General features: G+C 67.0%; 26 protein-coding genes. 5 read left to right on the top strand and 21 right to left on the bottom strand.

The window, feature by feature from the left end; genetic code table 11:
• Positions 1–1,012: 1,012 nt before the first annotated feature.
• The 19 genes from E1265_RS21400 to E1265_RS37185 form a co-directional block, all read right to left on the bottom strand.
• Complete coding sequence (locus E1265_RS21400) at positions 1,013–1,246, bottom strand: hypothetical protein (protein ID WP_132932342.1); 234 nt, start codon at positions 1,244–1,246, stop codon at positions 1,013–1,015.
• A 2-nt stretch (positions 1,247–1,248) separates the two neighbouring features.
• On the bottom strand, positions 1,249–1,578 hold the full coding sequence (locus E1265_RS21395) for a hypothetical protein (protein ID WP_132932340.1): 330 nt from the start codon (positions 1,576–1,578) through the stop codon (positions 1,249–1,251).
• A complete protein-coding gene (locus E1265_RS21390) occupies positions 1,575–1,946 on the bottom strand; it encodes a hypothetical protein (protein WP_132932338.1) in 372 nt (123 codons plus the stop codon). Before E1265_RS21390 ends, E1265_RS21395 begins: the two co-directional genes overlap by 4 nt.
• A gap of 222 nt (positions 1,947–2,168) precedes the next feature.
• Positions 2,169–2,606 (bottom strand): hypothetical protein, encoded by a 438-nt coding sequence (locus tag E1265_RS21385; RefSeq protein ID WP_132932336.1) that lies wholly within the window; start codon positions 2,604–2,606, stop codon positions 2,169–2,171.
• The gene (locus tag E1265_RS21380; RefSeq protein WP_132932334.1) at positions 2,599–2,883 is read right to left on the bottom strand and encodes a hypothetical protein; all 285 of its coding nucleotides are present in this window, start codon (positions 2,881–2,883) and stop codon (positions 2,599–2,601) included. The genes E1265_RS21385 and E1265_RS21380 overlap by 8 nt, the downstream gene beginning before the upstream one ends.
• Before the next feature lie 178 nt (positions 2,884–3,061).
• Positions 3,062–3,745, bottom strand: coding sequence for a hypothetical protein (locus E1265_RS21375; protein ID WP_132932332.1), 684 nt, complete (start codon positions 3,743–3,745; stop codon positions 3,062–3,064).
• A complete protein-coding gene (locus tag E1265_RS21370; protein WP_132932330.1) occupies positions 3,742–4,059 on the bottom strand; it encodes a hypothetical protein in 318 nt (105 codons plus the stop codon). The genes E1265_RS21375 and E1265_RS21370 overlap by 4 nt, the downstream gene beginning before the upstream one ends.
• Positions 4,059–4,475 (bottom strand): hypothetical protein, encoded by a 417-nt coding sequence (locus tag E1265_RS21365; protein ID WP_132932328.1) that lies wholly within the window; start codon positions 4,473–4,475, stop codon positions 4,059–4,061. Before E1265_RS21365 ends, E1265_RS21370 begins: the two co-directional genes overlap by 1 nt.
• Positions 4,472–5,308 (bottom strand): hypothetical protein, encoded by an 837-nt coding sequence (locus E1265_RS21360; RefSeq protein ID WP_132932327.1) that lies wholly within the window; start codon positions 5,306–5,308, stop codon positions 4,472–4,474. Before E1265_RS21360 ends, E1265_RS21365 begins: the two co-directional genes overlap by 4 nt.
• A complete protein-coding gene (locus tag E1265_RS21355; protein ID WP_132932325.1) occupies positions 5,308–5,679 on the bottom strand; it encodes a hypothetical protein in 372 nt (123 codons plus the stop codon). The genes E1265_RS21360 and E1265_RS21355 overlap by 1 nt, the downstream gene beginning before the upstream one ends.
• A gap of 15 nt (positions 5,680–5,694) precedes the next feature.
• Positions 5,695–6,453 (bottom strand): hypothetical protein, encoded by a 759-nt coding sequence (locus E1265_RS21350; RefSeq protein WP_132932323.1) that lies wholly within the window; start codon positions 6,451–6,453, stop codon positions 5,695–5,697.
• The gene (locus E1265_RS21345) at positions 6,453–7,250 is read right to left on the bottom strand and encodes a hypothetical protein (protein WP_132932321.1); all 798 of its coding nucleotides are present in this window, start codon (positions 7,248–7,250) and stop codon (positions 6,453–6,455) included. Before E1265_RS21345 ends, E1265_RS21350 begins: the two co-directional genes overlap by 1 nt.
• Before the next feature lies 1 nt (position 7,251).
• Entirely contained in the window at positions 7,252–7,401 is a 150-nt protein-coding gene (locus tag E1265_RS37190; protein ID WP_165953826.1) for a hypothetical protein, read from the bottom strand.
• Positions 7,402–7,413: 12 nt separating this feature from the next.
• Positions 7,414–7,734 carry a hypothetical protein gene (locus E1265_RS21340; RefSeq protein WP_132932319.1) on the bottom strand — a complete coding sequence of 107 codons (321 nt, stop codon included), beginning with the start codon at positions 7,732–7,734 and terminating at the stop codon, positions 7,414–7,416.
• A 384-nt stretch (positions 7,735–8,118) separates the two neighbouring features.
• Positions 8,119–9,270, bottom strand: a complete 1,152-nt coding sequence (locus E1265_RS21335; RefSeq protein ID WP_132932317.1) for a hypothetical protein — start codon at positions 9,268–9,270, stop codon at positions 8,119–8,121.
• Positions 9,271–9,282: 12 nt separating this feature from the next.
• Entirely contained in the window at positions 9,283–9,996 is a 714-nt protein-coding gene (locus E1265_RS21330) for a hypothetical protein (protein ID WP_132932315.1), read from the bottom strand.
• Complete coding sequence (locus E1265_RS21325) at positions 9,996–10,661, bottom strand: hypothetical protein (RefSeq protein WP_132932313.1); 666 nt, start codon at positions 10,659–10,661, stop codon at positions 9,996–9,998. The genes E1265_RS21330 and E1265_RS21325 overlap by 1 nt, the downstream gene beginning before the upstream one ends.
• Positions 10,662–10,689: 28 nt before the next feature.
• Positions 10,690–10,965: a hypothetical protein gene (locus tag E1265_RS21320; protein WP_132932312.1), complete on the bottom strand. Its 276-nt coding sequence runs from the start codon at positions 10,963–10,965 to the stop codon at positions 10,690–10,692.
• 50 nt (positions 10,966–11,015) lie between these two features.
• Positions 11,016–11,168, bottom strand: coding sequence for a hypothetical protein (locus tag E1265_RS37185; RefSeq protein WP_165953825.1), 153 nt, complete (start codon positions 11,166–11,168; stop codon positions 11,016–11,018).
• A gap of 155 nt (positions 11,169–11,323) precedes the next feature.
• Between E1265_RS37185 and E1265_RS21315 the strand changes: the two genes are divergently transcribed.
• The 5 genes from E1265_RS21315 (at position 11,324) to E1265_RS21295 (ending at position 13,629) form a co-directional block, all read left to right on the top strand.
• Positions 11,324–11,635, top strand: a complete 312-nt coding sequence (locus E1265_RS21315) for a hypothetical protein (protein WP_132932310.1) — start codon at positions 11,324–11,326, stop codon at positions 11,633–11,635.
• The gene (locus tag E1265_RS21310) at positions 11,632–12,588 is read left to right on the top strand and encodes a hypothetical protein (protein ID WP_132932308.1); all 957 of its coding nucleotides are present in this window, start codon (positions 11,632–11,634) and stop codon (positions 12,586–12,588) included. Before E1265_RS21315 ends, E1265_RS21310 begins: the two co-directional genes overlap by 4 nt.
• Positions 12,578–12,781 carry a hypothetical protein gene (locus tag E1265_RS21305; protein ID WP_132932306.1) on the top strand — a complete coding sequence of 68 codons (204 nt, stop codon included), beginning with the start codon at positions 12,578–12,580 and terminating at the stop codon, positions 12,779–12,781. The genes E1265_RS21310 and E1265_RS21305 overlap by 11 nt, the downstream gene beginning before the upstream one ends.
• Positions 12,771–13,337: a hypothetical protein gene (locus E1265_RS21300; RefSeq protein ID WP_132932304.1), complete on the top strand. Its 567-nt coding sequence runs from the start codon at positions 12,771–12,773 to the stop codon at positions 13,335–13,337. Before E1265_RS21305 ends, E1265_RS21300 begins: the two co-directional genes overlap by 11 nt.
• A gap of 97 nt (positions 13,338–13,434) precedes the next feature.
• Complete coding sequence (locus E1265_RS21295) at positions 13,435–13,629, top strand: hypothetical protein (RefSeq protein ID WP_132932302.1); 195 nt, start codon at positions 13,435–13,437, stop codon at positions 13,627–13,629.
• A 77-nt stretch (positions 13,630–13,706) separates the two neighbouring features.
• Here the strand turns inward: E1265_RS21295 and E1265_RS21290 are convergent, their stop codons facing one another.
• Both E1265_RS21290 and E1265_RS21285 read right to left on the bottom strand, forming a co-directional pair.
• Positions 13,707–13,934: a hypothetical protein gene (locus tag E1265_RS21290; protein WP_132932300.1), complete on the bottom strand. Its 228-nt coding sequence runs from the start codon at positions 13,932–13,934 to the stop codon at positions 13,707–13,709.
• Positions 13,931–14,638, bottom strand: coding sequence for an N-acetylmuramoyl-L-alanine amidase (locus tag E1265_RS21285; protein ID WP_132932298.1), 708 nt, complete (start codon positions 14,636–14,638; stop codon positions 13,931–13,933). The genes E1265_RS21290 and E1265_RS21285 overlap by 4 nt, the downstream gene beginning before the upstream one ends.
• Positions 14,639–15,243: the final 605 nt, after the last annotated feature.

Genomic DNA, 15,243 nt, shown 5'->3' with positions numbered 1-15,243 from the left:
GGGCCGTTGACGGCGGCGAGCCCCACCAGCTCGCCTCGGCCGGCGAGTTCGGGAGCGACCTCCTCCTCGGTGGCCTCCACGGCGATCATCGCCCCGCCGGTGGGCATGCGTCCCATCAGCCGGCCGCTTCGCGGCGGGGTGTCGGGTGCCGGGCTCCGCCCGCACCGGGCCGCGCACGCGCGGCCGGCGGGCGCTCCGCGCCCGTGGGGCGCCCTCCGGGCGCCTAGGTGGGGCTCCGCGCCCCAGGGCGGGCGCTCCGCGCCCGTAGGGCCGCTCTGCGGCCCTCTGGGGGGGTGATGCATCTGTGTAGTTACTGGGGTTTTGTCAGCACCCCCCGGATGGGTGACGTTGTGTCACTTACCGGGGGGGATGCACCCTCATAGGGCTTATGACGTGCAACTATCGGCTTTGCGGTGCCTTGTCCGCTCTGCGTAGGTTGCGACCCTCAGCAGGGTTTATGCAGTTGTGATCCCCGTGTCCCCCCGGCCCCAGACCGGGGGGACACGCGGCCGTTGGGGGGCGAATCCTGCGAACCCGCTCCCCAACGGCCCGTGCGTGCACCGCACTTGGAGGCACCGCCCCCGGCGGGGGCGACGGGGGGAAGCGTACCGCAGCAGCGGGCCCCCGGGGGGTGTCTCGTCCCCCGGGGGCCCGCCGCTCTTTGCCGGCTCTCCTACCGGTCTCCAGGTAGCTTACCGCGCCTAGGACGGTGGAACCCCCGGCGCCGCTCTCAGGGGATGAGGGGGGGAGCGCCGGGGGGTCCGATTGACCGCTCTGTGATCGAGAGCAGAGCATCATCGTACCGGCCGGGGGCGGCCGTGAACATGGCGCCGCCCCCGGCCGGTGGAGCGGTCCGGGGGCGGTGTGCTCCGCAGGAATGACCTCCCGCGCGGAGCCGGCGGCGGTACGCCCTGCGCCGCCGGTGAGTGGGGGGAATCTGATACTACGGGATGCACTTCCGGTCGGCGATGGATTCGCCGATATCTACCGGTGGCCCGTCCCTGACTGGGCGTCAGAACGGCGGTTCATCGGAAACCCCCGCCTCGGGCGGTAGGCCAAGCTCCAGAAGCACGGCGGCGGCGCGCATCACGGCAACCAGCTCACGGCGCATCGCAACCGATGCCTGGGCGATCGTGCGCGCGGCGTCTGCCTGCCGTCCAGAAGCCATCAAATAGGCCAGGGTGGCAGCGGTGCCCGCGAACACGACGACGTGCTCTGACGGCTGGGGTTGCGGTTCGTAGTCCATGTTCAGAGCCACTTTTCCCCCTCCACGATCAAGCCGGGGTCGGTGATCGTGCTCTCTTCCTCTGCTGACATGAGCGTCGCTGGCAGCGCCTCCGCCGTGAACTGAGCGTGCGTCAGCACCTTCGAGCCGGCGCAGGCCCGGTGCGACCACGCCGTGATCACCGGGGCGCCGCTGGCCACCACGAGCGCGCCGAGGGAGACTGCTTCCTCCCTGGGGCGGGCCGTCCGCCGGCACACCCGGCACTCGACGACTTCCGGCGGGTCGGCGACCACTGCCGCGACGTTGCGTGCCCCAAACTCCCGGCGCACCGCGCCCCCTACGTAGACGGTCACGCCGACTCCCCCCGGGGGAGCGCCTGAGCGGCCGTCTCCGCCCATGGCAGGAACCCGGCGGGGCTAGACCCCCCGGGGTCGACGGTCGGGCGCCTACGGGGCGCACAGCGGCCGTGCACGGGCAGGGAGGGTGCCCCGTACGGCAGCGTGGGTGCGCTGCCGTGCCGGGGGAACATCTGGACGGCCGCCGCTTCGATCTCCGCGCGCTCCCGGTCGTGTCCCTCCAACTCCAGGAGCGTGGCGGACAGCTCAGCCTGAACGGTGGCCAGCGACTCCCGGGCGTCCATCTCCGCATTCCACGTGTCGGTCTCGGACTCGACGATGCCGCGCACAGTGTCGCCCAGGATCGCGCCGTGCATGCCCGCCACCAGGAGCATGCGAATACCGGCGGACACGAGCGCGCGGGCCCGTTCGATTTCCGTTTGATATTGGGTGACTTTCGGATCATCTCCGGGGAAATGCCTCATCTGGCGCCCCTCTCGGGTGATTGAGTGCGGCGATGCTATCGGACCGATAGCAACGTGGCCAATACAGCTACCGGGAATGCTTGATGCCCCCGGGTCACCCAACCCGGGGGCATCGGGAGGACTTCACCGGCGGTCGAACCACCGGCGGGAGCCGTAGCGGCGCGGCAGCGCCTCCGGCTCTCCGTCGTCCTCCGTGTCCCCGCCGCCGTCCTCCTGGGGCGCCAGCTCCTTTTCGGGCGGCGCGGGGACTTCCTCTTCCGCCGGACCCTCCTGGGGCACCTGGGCGGCCTCCTGAGCTTCCAGCCTAGCCGCCAGGGTCTCCACGGTGGCAGTGAGCCCCGCTACCGCCTCCTGCGTCGCCCAGGCCGTCTCAGCGGCCGTCGTCGCTGCCGCGTCGGCGGCCTCCGCCCGCTCCGCCGCCCGCTCCGCCGTCTCCTCCGCCACCGCCGCGTCCTCCGCTGCCTGCGCGGCCGTGGCCGCTGCCACTCCGGCCGCGAACGCGGCCTCCTGGTCCTGACCGTCGTCGGCCGGTTGCACAACGACCGTAGCCGCGTCACTCACCGGCCGCCCCCTTGCTCCTGGCCGTGCTCTTGCTCGCGCTCGAACCGGTGCTGGCCTGCGACTTCACCAGGGAGGCCACCGCGGATTCGAGTTCCTCCACGCGCGCCGTGAGCGCGCCGAGGCGGTCCGCCTGGCGGGACATCACGTCAGAGAGGTGGCCGACCGCCGCCGCCGCTTCGATCGCTTCCGCGCTCACGATCACCTGCCCGCCGGTCGTCTGGAGAACGTACCCAGCGCCCTCGAACTGCCGGCCGCTCCACGCACACGTCATCGTCATGGGGTCTGAACCTCATCTTCCACGATCTCCGGAGTACCGCCGCACTGGCCGCACTGAGCCCGGAATATGCCGTCCGCGTTCACGTAGAGCTTCACGCGGAATGTCTCGTCTTCCACGGGACAACCGTCCGTCCGGCACGTCACCAGATGCCAGACGTATGGCGGTTCCTCTTCCGTTGTCACCGGCCAATCACCATCCAATACACGCCAGTTGTCGTCGTGTTCGTCCGGTACACCCAGACGTTCAGCGACGTGTTTGACAGGTTGTTTACCGAGGTTTCGATAACGGTTGAGCCCGGTACCGCAGTGAGCGCGGTAGCGAATGCCACCAGGTTGGACCCGGTGACGTTCAGGCCCGTAATCGAAAGGGATGTGGGGGAGTTGGCCACCGGGGTTATCTGGGCTAGGCCCGTCGCTATGTTGCTTGCTGTCAGCACTCCGGAAACGGCCACTGCCGGTGCCGAACCCACCCGAGATGTCAGGGAGACGATTGCCTGATCGGTGGTGCCGATAGGGGCCCCGGACGTCAGTTGCAGCGTGGTGGAGCGCGGCGCGGAATCGACCACACTGAACGAGACGGACGATCGGGTATTGATCGCTGATGCTGTCACGGTGCCGAACTGGACGATACCGCCGCCGAGAAACGAATAGATCGCCCGGGGGAACTGATATCCGCGCGTCCAAAGCCCCGCCGGGTTCTGCGAGTCGGCATTCACGTCAGGGCCGAGATCTGCCACCAGCGTATTGGAGTCGTCGTATATCTGGACGCCGCCGTTCTGGCCGTCCAACACGATCCGGCGCCCGGAAGTCTTCCCCCAGGGAAGCACCAACCAGCGGAGCATGGAAGCGAGAGACGCTTTCATCTTCCCTCCGTGTAGAACACGAATACCTGCCCGACCGATCCCGGGGTCACCGAACGCCATTCCACGGACAGCGTGTCCGTCGCCAGGAGTTGAAGGTACGGTTCCCCGGCAGCCACGTCGCCGGTCGACACGAGCGGCGTTATCAGGCTGCCGTTCATGCGGAGAAAGCACGCCGACCCGATCGGCGCGGAGTCCATTTCCACGGTGACCTGTGAAACCGTCCAGACATGCATTCTGGGCGGTTGGATATCCACTCTTGCGACGCCTTGCGCGTTCGCCACGGCGGAATAAGCCGAGTTGAATTGCCCCGGCATCAGTCAGCCCAAAGTTCCTGAACCACCGTCAACCGGCAGGCTTCCGACGCGTTATCGTCCGCCCGCGCGTACAGCCGCTCCGTCGTCCGCAGAACAACCACCTGCCCGGAGTCGAAGAAGGCCGCCGCCCCGGCCGACACCATCTGGCGATCCGTCCCAACGTAGAAACCGGGCCCCAGGGCCCGCGCGTACAGCGTGAGGGACGCCCGGCGGTCATCCTCCCCCGCGATCGTCTCCAGGCCGCTCAGGGCGATCGCGCGCATGGACGCCGTGCGCGTCGGGAGCTGCTGCACCATGACCGGACCCTGCTGCACGACCGGCACCGGGGGAGTCGGCAGTTCCTTTTCCGGCTCATGCTGCTGAACGTCCCCCAAATCCGGGGACGGCTCATTCTCGAATTCCGCTCCTGCGCTCATTTCCCGCCCTTTCCTGCGGCACCCCGGGTGGCGACCGTGGTAGCGACGCCTTGCACTCCTGAAACGATCGGCTGGGCAAAGGGTCGGGCGCTGATGCTGGCGCCGGATATCACCAGCACACCGCCGACCACTACCTGAACCACTCTAACCCAGTTATCGGGATTTGCGACCCATGCGGCGCCTTTCACCAGGGCCGTAGTCCACACCATCATCAGGTCAGTGATAGACCCGATGGCAGACACGATCGGCCCGAATAGCGGGAGCTGTCCCGCCAATTCCTCCGCGCCCGGAAGTTGCGCCAGTCGGCGGAACCAGTTGAACAGATCGAGTCCGAACGACAGGTTGATCTGTGATGTCCCGTCCTCCCCGGTGAAATCGATCTGCCTCGACTGGCTTCCTATCTGGATATCGCCGATCGAGCTAGCTCCACCGCCACCGCCGCCTGTCTCCGGGACAACCGCGCCGCCGACCCCGCGCACACCGTCCGCCGCACGGTTCATGTGCATGCGATAGGTGCCGTTTGTGTAAACGGACCAGGGGCGGAAATTCGTACCGCGGCTTGATATGGCATAAGCGGCGCGAGCGTTTGTGGACGCGTTGAACAACTCGTTATTCGAGCTCAACCCGAATTGACGGCGGCGCGCGGGCCCCAGACTGCCCAACATGTTGATCTGCCACAGCCCGTAGGAATTGTCCGGAGGCACGGCGTTGTGAGCGTCCGTCCGCCCGCCGGATTCCCCGAGAGCCACCGCCACGGCGATCTGTAGGGCGTTCCCGGAGAATCCGGCGTCCTTGGCGACGCGCGCTATCTGGGCAGGCGTGAGGCGCGGCATTAGATCGCCTCGCGGGCCTCATAGGTGGTGTCGCCGGTGGCCTCCACGCGCGTCGGGAGATTCACCATGGACGCGAGACCGGAAACCGGGTCCACCTGATCGGCGTGGCGGTGCCACCACGCCATCAGCACGACCATTCCGGCGCCGAGCACAAAGACCGTGGCGTCGCGGGTCAGCAGGGAAACACCCGCGACCACTCCGGCCGAAATCCAGGCCGCCGACCTTTCAGCGGCCTCGACGTCGTGATCCTGCTGATCCGCCACCCGAATATCCGTGATCGGGGGAAGCGCGTGCTGATACACGCCGTAGACCAGGGTGGCCGTCGCCAACCCGAATCCGATACTGATTTCGGGCTTGAAAGCCTGAGCCATGAGGGGCATTCCTTCCTACTTGTTGATATCCGCTGGATTGGTCGGGAACCAGAACGTAGTTCCCCGATAGACGAGATTCGGGCCACGTCTCCGCATAGTGGCCACAGTGTCAGCCGAGCGCCACCGGAGATTGAAATTCCAAATCTGCGACCACGAGAACGACGTACGGTATTGCCTGTTGTACGCGGCCACCAGTTGAGAAAGCGTCGGCAGGGAACTGGTGATTGTCCTCGATCGCGTCGGCGGTTTCCTCGGTTTCGGCGTGGTCGGTTTCGGCGTGGTCGGTTTCGGCGTGGTCGGTTTCGGCGTGGTCGGTTTCGGCGTGGTCGGAGTGGTCCCCTGAACCAGAATGAAATAGGTACCGACCGGAACGGGCCCTATCGCGCCGATAGCCTGCCGCACGATATCCGCTTGAGCCGAGGTGAGTTGCCTCCGATCGAGGTATCTCCCGAGCGCCGCCGAAACAGTGGACGCCTCATATCCTATGGACTCCAGATAGGCAACCGCGCGCCTGAACCAGTCGGCATTCGTGGTCGGCGGAAGCAATTCCGGATCGGTCGGTTCACTCGGCACTGTGGAGCCACCCGGAGCGGGATTCTCGTAAGAATCGTCACCGTCACCGATATCACCCTCATCCACCGGATATTCAACCGGGATTTCCGGCTCACGGGTGAACCACGCGTATCCCACGATGCCGACTACAACGGCACCACCGACATACACGTAAGTGCGCGGCACATTCCCAATTCCGGGGATATCCATGGTCTCCGCCATTACAACCCCCAGACCTGATATGCAGGGTCCACCGCGGTTGCGATATCGCCCGAATCCGTGACGCCATCCGTCGTCACCGCTTCGTCCCAATCCCGGGGATTCCTGCGCTGCATCGGCGAAATGACGTGACGCTTTCGGGCGCGCTGCATCCAACCGAATGGCGACGTATAGCGGTTGCCCTCTTCCAATGCCGGGGAATCGACCGCAGCAGCGGCCACGAGCGGCGCCAGCGGCCGGAGATCATGCCGCCGGTGCCGCAGCCAGATACGGCGGTTAACCCACCGCTGGACGCGAATTCCGGGGCGGAATCCGTCCGGGTTGTTCTCCGGCAGGGAATTCCGGCCGCGCAAGGTGGCGACCCTGCTGCCCGCGCTCACCGGCGCGACGGTCAGCCGCTCCGTCGCGTAGGTCTCGTCCCTGGCCCGCTCCACCGGTTCCTCGTGCAGCTGGCGCGCGGCGGCGCCCAGGTCCCGACTGCGGGCGGCGTTGCCGGCGGCCTGCGCGGCGTAGAGGCTCTGGCCACCCCCGGCGCCGCCGTCGCCGTCGTGGGTGATCCGCTCGTGGTCCAGGACCAGACCGGGCGCCTGAGACGGCCATACGGGGTCGTACGCCGTCCCGGGGTCCTCAACGGTGGGCGGCGCCGGTTGGAGTCTGGGAGCCGCGTAGGGCGGCCGTGAGCCCGGTTCCAGGTGATCCGGGGACTCATGCAGGGCGGCCTGCTCCGGCCGGCCAAGCGGGGTCGGGTAGTCGACGAACAACCGGCGGGACTTCCACCCGCCGGAGATCCCGCCGGCCACGTCAGTCGGTCCCCATGGCCGTCGCGAGGCTGCCCCGGAAGAATCGGGTAGCCGCGTCAATCACCTGGGGCGTCTGCCTCCTGGGCAGAATCAGGGTGGTGACCATGGCGATTCCGATGATCCCCATGGCGATCTTTTCGAAGCTGCTCATTGTTTCCTCATTTCATGCGGGCCGATAGCGTCCGGTATTTCCACCGCCGCCGATTCCCTTTCCGGGTTCGGCGGGCCCTCTCCCCCACCATGCTGCGGCCGACTCGATAGGCGACGGCCGTCCACCGATACGGGCGATCAGGGACGTCAGCAGCGCCAGATATGCAAGGGACACGGCGCCCTTTTCCCACCCGCGCTCGGCGAGTGAAAACAGCATGGCCGCTATGCCGGTTGCTATCGGCACCCGCCAGTCCATGTCTTCCTCGTTGAATATCACCTGGTTCGCCACGGTGATACCACCGATAGCAAGAATCGGTCCGGTCGTTCTGGCCATGGCTATACCGCCCGATTCCCTCCGCCCGACGAACCACCGTTGTCGGATTCGCCAAGCTGACCGATATCAAACGCGGGAGTCTCAAACTCCACCGTTGTCCGCCGGGATTCGCGCGGGGTCGGGATTCGCCCAGAGGTGATTTCCCGGAGCCCCTGAACCAGCGGAATGTTTCGGATTCCCACATACATCAGGAATCCGCCCACGGTCATCATGAAGATACCGATCCCCGGGATATCCCGACCCTGCGCCGCCATCAGCGCTTGACCATCTTGATCGCGACGATTCCGGCCACGACGCCGAGCGCGAACGACGTGTTCAGAACCCAACCCTTGATCGTGTCCACGGATTTCCCTCCTTCTCGTTTATCGAGCGTTTAACGGCCGTTTAGACCGTCAGTTGCGCGTCGTCCCCGTTGGCCGGAGCGACGTCGTTCGTGAGAACCGTCAGGGTCCCGGCGCCGCCCATGTTCCCCTGCACTTCCAAGCGGGCGGCGGCGGAAGTCGGCAGGTATCCGCGACGGGATTCCGCGCCGGGCTTGAGGCCGAAGTCCAGGTTGAAGGGAAGCGGGTACACGCCGTTGTCCCGACCCCCGGCGGATTCGGCGGCGGCGTTGTAGCCGAAGTCCTCGGCGATCATGTGACGCCACACCACCCGGTTACGCGTCAGGAGCGTGTTCGCCTCGAACTGGAACGTGAACGGATCGGGGAAGTTCGCGTCACCCGCCAAGCGGCTGGAATTCGTGTCCTCCGTGATGAAGATGAGGTTCCGGACCAGGTATCCGACGCGTTCGAGCTGCTGCCGGATGGCGCCGGAATTCACGTTGAACACCGCCTTGGACCAGTATTGCGTCGTCTGGACGGCCGGCGGGTTCTGGGCCAGCGGGCGGCCTCTCAGGTCCTGGGCGTCCGGGTCCCACCAGTCGACCTGGGCCATGCGGACCCGGACGGAGCCGGCGGCCGTCGGGGCGGTGCCGTACACGGTCGCGTTCGGGGCGATCCGAATGCGGACCTTGAACATGGCCGTACCCGACTTGTTCGGCAGCGCGCCGAGCGCGTCACGGTTCACGAGCTCGATCGGAATCTTCAGCACGAAAGCGAAGCTTCCGCCGGTGGCGCCGGAGCCGGTCACGGCGGAATAGACCGGGGACATTTTCGGGTCGTCCTGGTTCCGGTATCCGCCGTACTTGTTGATGACGTACAGGTCGTACCCGGAAATGGGGCCGACGATCGGAGCCGAATTCACGTCCTCCAACGTTATCGAATCGATCACGTTGAAAGGACCGTCCTCCGCGAACGTCACCGCTGCTGCGTTTCCGGCGGTAGTCCCCTCAACAACCAGGTAGATGTTCCGCAGGAATCCGGCGGGCGGGACGTTGAGCACCGGGAGATCGATCGTGGACGCGCCCAGCGTGCGCGTCTCGTCGTAGTTGATCTCCTCGTGGGACTGGACGCCGATGCGGAACGCGCGGGCCACGGGCGCCTGCTGCTGCGCGTTCTGGCCGGTCCGGCGCGTGGGCGCCTTGGTGGGAGTGGTCACAGGTTGCCTTTCCTAGTCGGCCCGGATCACGCACATATACGGGCCGTGCTGACAGATGTAGAGGTAGTGGAAAGCCGGCAGGTTGGCGGTAATCCGCTTCACCAAATCAGGGTCGACCCCGCCTATTTCCGCGTACCGATCACGGGCGCGACGATCGGGATCACGGTGCATGAAGACGTGGCTTGCCTGCGAATAGGCCCATAGCGGGATGTGGGACGGTCGTTGCGACGCCCCCCATATCCCGGTGCCCATGGAGCGGCCCCGGGTATAGAGCGCGACGATTTCGGGTTGAAGGCTCAGTTCGTTGCACAAGCCGTACAGCTCATCAGCGAACAAGATGCGGTTTCCGCGCCGGTACGAATCCGTGATGGCGGAGAAAAAGACCTGTGCCATTCGGTCGTTGTCCGCGCGGATATCCGTGAAGCTGTGTTTCGGCCACACCGTGTACGAGCGTGGCGGGTTATCCCATGGTTTCTTGACGGGCGGCCAAGAGCGGACCACTCGGGATTTCATGCGACGGTCCCATTTGCTGACGGTCCGGTCGCGCGGTTTCATCACCAGGGTTATGGCGGGCAGTTCTTCGGTCGCGGTGGCGTCCAGGAGTTGGTACGCGAGCGTGGTCTTTCCCCGGCCGGTCGGCCCCAGGAACGTGACGTGTTCACCGGCGCGGTAATCCCAGTACCGCCCCAGAAACTCGGCTCGACTCATCTCCCGGACGCGCACCATCAGGCCGCCGCTCCCTGCGGGGTCACGCTGGCCACCAGCACGTCCGGCGGCATGGTGCCCAGCAACCCGGGCTTCACGATCCGGTGGTTCGCCAGGAGTTGCAGCACGAGCGGCGCGACGGCTCCGATCAACGCGCCGTAGGGGCCCGCCCGCATGAACCGATCCAGGATCGCGGCCACGGCAGGCTGTTCGCGGGCGAGCTGGGCGACGGCGTCCGCGACGGCCGGCGCGTAGGCGTCCAGGGCGATCGCGTCCGCCAGGAGTTCGGGCCGCTGCGCTCCGGCCAGCGCGAGAGCGGCCCCGGGGAGTTGGAAGAGTCCGAGCACGGCCGCGCGGTAGTCGGGGCCTGCCGGCCTCGATGTGCTCTTGCTCCTGGCGCTCGACGAATTCGCGCTCGAACCGCCGCTGACCTGGGAGGACTTGCCCCGCGGCTTGCTCCTGGCGCTCGACGAACTTCCGGTTCCGGCACCCTTCCTGCCGGGTTTGGCCTTGGGTGTCCCGTCCGCCTTGCGGCCGTAGGGGGCGTCCGGGTCGGGCGCCTGGGGGTCGCTGGCGGCCGGCGCGACGGCCGGCGGCGCGGGCACGTCGAACGCCTCCTGGCCCTCACCGGGGACGGATAGGAAGGTGGCCGGGATGTCTGCCGGTCGGGGTGGTGCTGTCGTCACGGGTCACCTCTCGGTTCGGGGCGGCCGGCTACCGGCCGGCGGGGAGGATGAGTTCGCGGTCGTCGTCCGGGTCGGCCAGCACCAACCCGGCCGCGTACAACCGGCGGTGGGTGGCCAGGAACGCGGCGGCGGCGCGCGGGCTCATGTCGTCCCGGGGTACGCGCACGTAGGCGCACTGCGTCGGATGGAGTTGGAAGCGCACGGCGTCGCGGCGGCGGCCGTAGTGCCTGCTGTCCGTCCCGCCGTCGCTCAGGCGCACCGCGATCCACCGCCCGTGGTGCCCGTCGACGATGTGCTGGCGCACTGTGTCGGAGCACCGGCGCGCGGCGTCGTCCACGGGCGCCTGAGCGGCCGTCACGAGTCGCCCCGGGTCGCGAGTAGGGCGAGTGCCACAACGGCGGCCAGAGCCACGGCCACGGCCGCTACGGCGGTGATGTCGGCGGCGCGGCCGACGCGTTCGGCGGCGGCGGCCACGTCCTGACGTGCCCCGTCCGCAGCAACGGTCAAGCCCTCCGCCGTTGTTCGAATGCGTCGGATCATGTGCGAATCGTACCGGCATTCGTGTGGGAAATCGTCTGTTCGGGTGAGGGAAGTTGTTGATTCTTGGGGGAATGGTGTTCTGACTTGCTATCGGTCCGTGTCGGTCCGATAGCATCCGTGCCATGGCAGACACCCCGCCGGAGCCGACCGGCAAATTCCCCCACGCAGAATTCATTCGCGTGACCGACTCGCAAAGGAATATCGCGGTTCTCTGGTCCAAAGAGAACGGCATCACCAAAGCTGCCGCATACCGCCATTTCCTGAATCGTGGAATGAAGCTGACACCGGATGGAATGAACTTTGACCCGAACGTGGTCATCCTCCGAATTCCGAAAGACGACCCGGAGAAGCTTCGCGCGGCGGTGACAGCCATAAGAGAAATCGAGCGAGACCTCATGGCCAGGATCGAGAACGCGGAAAAGGAGTCCGAGTGACGTACAAGGCATCCGACCTTCTAGAGAAGGTCCACGTTCCGCTACTGCGGAAGCGCCCCCCCTACTGGCAGCCGAAATCCCCCCGGGTCGCCACTCAGGTAATCACCCCCGGGTGGAACTGGCGCACCCCGAACGCGGACAAGACCGCCCCCGGCCGCGAATGGGTGGCCCTGGACGTGAACGCCGCGTATCTCGCGGCGGCATCCTCCGTCAATTTCGCTCACGGGGCCCTGGAAAGGGAAACCGGCGGCGGCGATTTCGTGAACGACTACCACAAGGCTCCCGGCTACTACCTGGTGGACGCCCACCCCTGGGCCGCGCGCTTCATGCCCTCCCCCCTCGGCATGGCTGACCTGGACGGCCGCGTCTGGCTGGCCCACCCGACCGTTGAAGTCCTGCACCAGCTGTCCGAGGCGGGTTACTGGCCCCAGGTCACCATCTGGGACGCCTACATCTGCCGAACATGGGTCCGCTTCCGGAAATGGACCCAAGCGATCCGCGACGACCGGGCGGCGATCATTCAACGGATCATCGAGAATCCGGCCGATGATTTGGCACGCGCCCGGTATGAGTCCATCAAGACCGGCTATTCCATCGCCATTCAAATGATGGTTGTCCCCCCGGACCCGAAAGGCACCCCGGCGGAAGACAGGAAGAAGAAAAATCACGCGTACCGCCCCGACTGGTACCACACCATTCGCACGCAGTCCCGCGCGAATTTCTGGCGCGTCGGCTGGAAAGCTCACCTCGCGGGATGCGCCCCGGTCTCCATGAGCAACACCGACGAAATGACGTTCACCCGGGAAGACTTGGACGAATTGCAGCCCGGCGCGGCCGGCTCCCCCATCCGGTTCGACCGCACCGGAATTCAGATTGGTTCGTTCAAGGTCAAGGAAATCACGACCGTCGCGGAAAGCGACGGAGACGAGAAGGAGAAAGACCATGTTTCCTGAATGGATCGCCCCCACCACCATGCTGGTGGCGTTCGTCGTCCTCCTGGTGGCGGCGGCCATCTGCGGCGGCGCGGCCTACGCGGAGCTGCACCACTACCACTCGACGCGCGACGCCGTGCTGATCACCGGCATGGGCTCCGGGTTCCTGACGCTGGCGCTCGTGGTGATGGAGGTGGCCACCAGTGCCGCGTGACCTGAGACAGGCCCTGGAACGGGCCCTGGAGCGCCGCTACGCGCCCGGCACGACGACGGACGTGCGCGGCATGATGCAGGCCCTTGAGCAGCATCACGGCACCAAGAAGGCTGCGGCGGCGGCGGCCGGTATCCCGCGCTCGACGTGGGGGTTCTGGGACGCTGGGAAGCGCAAGCCGTCCGGCGCCAACCTGGCCCGACTGCGGGCCGCCTACGGCCCCGTGCGGCGCCAGATGATCCGCGCCCGGATCGATCGCCTCGGACTGCCCAGGGAAGTGCACATCACAGCCCAGGTCACGCCGAACGGGGACCCCAAGTACCGCAACTCCCAGAAGGGGCGCGGCGGGGTCGAGGGCGACCGGATGTTCAAGGCCGGCGGCATCGGCCACGGCGGCGTCAACGGCCTGCCGCAGACGGACATGTCGGCCATGGTGGCCGCGTGGATCGCCGGCGGCGACCCGGTGCCCCACCTGATGAGCGGCATTCTGGCCACGTACCCGGAGTTCGACAGCATCGAGTTCGGCGGACCGAACGACGTAATCGTGAGTCTGGAGTGAGAACGGCCCCTGACGTGGCATAGACGCCAGGGGCCGCACCAGAAGTCTGCCACCGCCCCCCGGACCGTCCGGGGGGCGCCACAGAAGGGACAAGCACATGAGCGACACCACCACCACCGCCGATGGCGAATGGATGCGGGCCTACGTCGACGGAAAGGCCGCGCTCCTCCTGGTCCAGCTAGAAGAAGCCGGGGTGGAACTGGACAACGTGCGGCTGACCGCGCACGCGATCACGGCCGGCACGATCACCGCCATCATGGGCGAGATGGCGGCTCACCTGAGCCACGACTGACCGGCCCAACACCACGGGCCCCGGGGGGACTTCCCCCCCGGGGCCCGTTCGCGTGCCGCTGTACGCCGGCTGGCGGCCTACTGCGGCAGCCTGGGGCGCTGAGGATGCCGGCGGGCCCACCAGGTCGCCACGGCGCCGCTCAGGGCCGGCACGGCCCACTGAACGAACAGCAGCACTTCCCCGGGGATTCCCCCGGGGAACACGTGCTCCTGAAGCGCCCAGACGACCATGCCGGTCATGGCGACGGTGTGCGTGACCGTCTGCCCCGTCCTGCGGGTCAGTGTGGCCCGCTCCGCCTCGGTCATGACGCCCCCTTCTCCAAGGCCGTGACGCGCCTCTCCAGCGCCGCCAGGCGCTCGTTCGTGCTGGTCGGCGGCCGGGGGGTAGGCACCGCGGATTCCTGGGCCGGCGGAAGCCCCGACCAGCACGAACGCACCCGGCGACGGAACGCGTTCATCGAACCAACCGGGTCCGGCTTCCCCGCCTGCCACTCCTTGTGCCCGATCACCGAGAGCTCAGACCACTTGGTGTGCGCCCGGCAGAGGGCGGCGGCCACGGTGGCGGCGGCGTCGAGCTGGACGCGCGGGTAGTCGTCCCGGTCACCGGGGTGGATGAGACAGAGCCCGTAGAAGTGCCGGTTGCCGTCCGTCCCGGTGCCAGGCTTGGGAAGCGGGTACCGCTCCGCCTTCACCGCCTGGAGCACGGCGCCGGACCCGGTGCCAGCGTGGTTGCAGCGCCCCCAGCCGACCATGTGCACCGCGCCGTCCGGCGCCACCAGGATCGGGTACAGGGGCCCGGGAAGCTCCACGGAGCCAGCGCGGGCGTAGGCGACCGCTCCGGATACCGTGCTGTACGGGCCGAAGTGATGCACCATCACCCCGTGCACGGGGCCCCAGGGGCGCCCCTGGGCGGTCCTGGTGTGGGTGCGCCACCCGTCGTACTCCCGGGGGGCAAGACCGGCGGCACGGAGCCTCTGAAGTGCTGTTCCTGCTGTGATGGGTGTGGCCATGATGTGCGCTCCTTCACGTGATCAGCACATCATCGCACCGGCTACTGACAGTTGGCCTACGAAAAAGTGCGGTCCGTGATCACTCGTGCGCCTTACAACGGTGTACGCTGCCACCAGAGCAAGTGCCTCAGGTGGGGGGCGAACCCCCACCTGAGGCCCGGCGCTTGCGACCTGTTGGCGCGGGTCGTGGGCGGGAGAGTGACAGCGAAAACTCAATCCGGCCTACCCCAGGTCTGCGGAGCAGTCACGAGCGTAGCAGAGGACTCCCCCTCGTTGGGCATTCGGTCGCATTGCATTTCCGTCGTCACTCGCCGTCCACGATTCCCGCCTACGGGGAAATGTGTTTCGAATTGATCAAGGTCGATTCGCCACGTTTCCCCAGGTCAAAGCGTTAGCTCTGCGGAATGACACGGGTCGCGAACCGTTCAATTCCGGGTACAGACGCTAGCGTTCGAATCCTGTTCGAATACTGGGGTCTGTTAGGCGTGCCCGAAAACACACCCCCGATCGAGTGGGGGGGGCAAGTGGGGGGGGCCCCTCCGGGAGCCAGGAGGCGACCAACCGAGCCGGAGGCGAGGGTTCCCCACCCCGCCAGTGGCGGAGCC

Origin of the sequence: Streptomyces sp. 8K308, from assembly GCF_004348315.1 — a bacterium.
Lineage (GTDB): Bacteria > Actinomycetota > Actinomycetes > Streptomycetales > Streptomycetaceae > Streptomyces.
This window is presented reverse-complemented; position numbering and strand designations above follow the sequence as displayed.